This window comes from Embleya sp. NPDC020630 (assembly GCF_044334985.1).
Taxonomy (GTDB): Bacteria; Actinomycetota; Actinomycetes; order Streptomycetales; family Streptomycetaceae; genus Embleya.
This window is the reverse complement of the sequence record NZ_JBIRUB010000056.1, coordinates 1-3,067: the sequence shown is the minus strand read 5'-3', so window position 1 is coordinate 3,067 and position 3,067 is coordinate 1. Positions and strand designations below refer to the sequence as shown.

Below are 3,067 nucleotides of genomic sequence, written 5' to 3'. Positions count from 1 at the left end.
TGGAATCGGTTGTTGTTTGAGAACTGCACAGTGGACGCGAGCATCTGTGGCCAAGTTGTTAAGGGCGCACGGTGGATGCCTAGGTACCAGGAACCGATGAAGGACGTGGGAGGCCGCGATAGGCCCCGGGGAGCTGTCAACCGAGCTGTGATCCGGGGGTGTCCGAATGGGGAAACCCGGCAGTCGTCATGGGCTGTCACCCGCACCTGAATATATAGGGTGTGTGGAGGGAACGCGGGGAAGTGAAACATCTCAGTACCCGCAGGAAGAGAAAACAACCGTGATTCCGAGAGTAGTGGCGAGCGAAATCGGATGAGGCTAAACCGGTCACGTGTGATACCCGGCAGGGGTTGCGTGATCGGGGTCGTGGGAGTGTGCTTGATCGGTCTGCCGGCCGGTCGGCGAGTCAGAAACCGTATGTGTAGTCGAAGGACATGCGAAAGGTCCGGCGTAGAGGGTAAGACCCCCGTAGACGAAACATGTACGGCTTGCTTGCGCATTTCCCAAGTAGCACGGGGCCCGAGAAATCCCGTGTGAATCCGGCGGGACCACCCGCCAAGCCTAAATATTCCCTGGTGACCGATAGCGGACTAGTACCGTGAGGGAAAGGTGAAAAGTACCCCGGGAGGGGAGTGAAATAGTACCTGAAACCGTGTGCCTACAAGCCGTGGGAGCGTCGTCATCCTCGTTTTGTCGGGGGTGGCCGTGACTGCGTGCCTTTTGAAGAATGAGCCTGCGAGTTTGCGGTGTGTGGCGAGGTTAACCCGTGTGGGGTAGCCGTAGCGAAAGCGAGTCCGAACAGGGCGATTGAGTCGCGCGCCCAAGACCCGAAGCGGAGTGATCTAGCCATGGGCAGGGTGAAGCGCGGGTAAGACCGTGTGGAGGCCCGAACCCACCAGGGTTGAAAACCTGGGGGATGACCTGTGGTTAGGGGTGAAAGGCCAATCAAACTCCGTGATAGCTGGTTCTCCCCGAAATGCATTTAGGTGCAGCGTCGTGTGTTTCTTGCCGGAGGTAGAGCACTGGATTGTTGATGGGCCTCACCAGGTTACTGAGATAAGCCAAACTCCGAATGCCGGTAAGTGAGAGCGCGGCAGTGAGACTGCGGGGGATAAGCTCCGTGGTCGAGAGGGAAACAGCCCAGAGCACCGACTAAGGCCCCCAAGCGTGCGCTAAGTGGGAAAGGATGTGGAGTCGCAGAGACAACCAGGAGGTTGGCTTAGAAGCAGCCACCCTTGAAAGAGTGCGTAATAGCTCACTGGTCAAGTGATTCCGCGCCGATAATGTAGCGGGGCTCAAGCGCACCGCCGAAGTCGTGTCATTCGTATGTTAGCCAAGCCTTCGTGGTTCAGGTGTACGGATGGGTAGGGGAGCGTCGTGCAGCGAGTGAAGTCGCGGTGGAAACCAGTGGTGGACGCTGCACGAGTGAGAATGCAGGCATGAGTAGCGAATCACACGTGGGAAACGTGTGCGCCGGATGACCAAGGGTTCCTGGGGCAGGCTAATCCGCCCAGGGTAAGTCGGGACCTAAGGCGAGGCCGACAGGCGTAGTCGATGGACAACGGGTTGATATTCCCGTACCCGCTACGATGCGCCAGCGCTGAACCTCGTGATGTTAAGGCCGTGAAGCCGCCGGGATCCTTCGGGTGATCGGATGGGTGGAGCCGCCGAACCAATCGGGTAGTAGGTGAGCGATGGGGTGACGCAGGAAGGTAGTCCAGCCCGGGCGGTGGTAGTCCCGGGGTAAGGGTGTAGGGCGTCGTGTAGGCAAATCCGCACGACATATAGCCTGAGACCTGATGCCGACCCGATTGTGGGGAAGTGGATGATCCTATGCTGCCGAGAAAAGCCTCTAGCGAGTGTCGTGGCGGCCCGTACCCCAAACCGACTCAGGTGGTCAGGTAGAGAATACCAAGGCGTTCGGGTGAACTGTGGTTAAGGAACTCGGCAAAATGCCCCCGTAACTTCGGGAGAAGGGGGGCCATTGTTGGTGATCCCTCTTGCAGGGTGAGCTGGTGGTGGCCGCAGAGACCAGCGAGAAGCGACTGTTTACTAAAAACACAGGTCCGTGCGAAGTCGTAAGACGATGTATACGGACTGACGCCTGCCCGGTGCTGGAACGTTAAGGGGACCGGTTAGCTCTTCGGGGCGAGGCTGAGAACTTAAGCGCCAGTAAACGGCGGTGGTAACTATAACCATCCTAAGGTAGCGAAATTCCTTGTCGGGTAAGTTCCGACCTGCACGAATGGCGTAACGACTTCTCGACTGTCTCAACCACAGGCCCGGTGAAATTGCACTACGAGTAAAGATGCTCGTTTCGCGCAGCAGGACGGAAAGACCCCGGGACCTTTACTATAGTTTGATATTGGTGTTCGGTTCGGCTTGTGTAGGATAGGTGGGAGACTGTGAAGGGGACACGCCAGTGTCCGTGGAGTCGTCGTTGAAATACCACTCTGGTCGTGCTGGATGTCTAACCTGGGTCCGTGATCCGGATCAGGGACAGTGTCTGATGGGTAGTTTAACTGGGGCGGTTGCCTCCTAAAGGGTAACGGAGGCGCCCAAAGGTTCCCTCATCCTGGTTGGCAATCAGGTGTCGAGTGTAAGTGCACAAGGGAGCTTGACTGTGAGACCGACGGGTCGAGCAGGTGCGAAAGCAGGGACTAGTGATCCGGCGGTGGCTTGTGGAAGCGCCGTCGCTCAACGGATAAAAGGTACCCCGGGGATAACAGGCTGATCTTCCCCAAGAGTCCATATCGACGGGATGGTTTGGCACCTCGATGTCGGCTCGTCGCATCCTGGGGCTGGAGTAGGTCCCAAGGGTTGGGCTGTTCGCCCATTAAAGCGGTACGCGAGCTGGGTTTAGAACGTCGTGAGACAGTTCGGTCCCTATCCGCTGTGCGCGTAGGAGTCTTGAGAAGGGCTGTCCCTAGTACGAGAGGACCGGGACGGACGAACCTCTGGTGTGCCAGTTGTTCTGCCAAGGGCATGGCTGGTTGGCTACGTTCGGGAGGGATAACCGCTGAAAGCATCTAAGCGGGAAGCTTGCTTCGAGATGAGGACTCCCACC

The 3,067-nt window shown here is 57.9% G+C and carries 1 rRNA gene; it reads left to right on the top strand.

The features are described 5' to 3' along the window. Nucleotides 1–48: 48 nt before the first annotated feature. A 23S ribosomal RNA gene (locus ACH4XV_RS48430) occupies nucleotides 49–3,067 on the top strand; the annotation flags it as partial.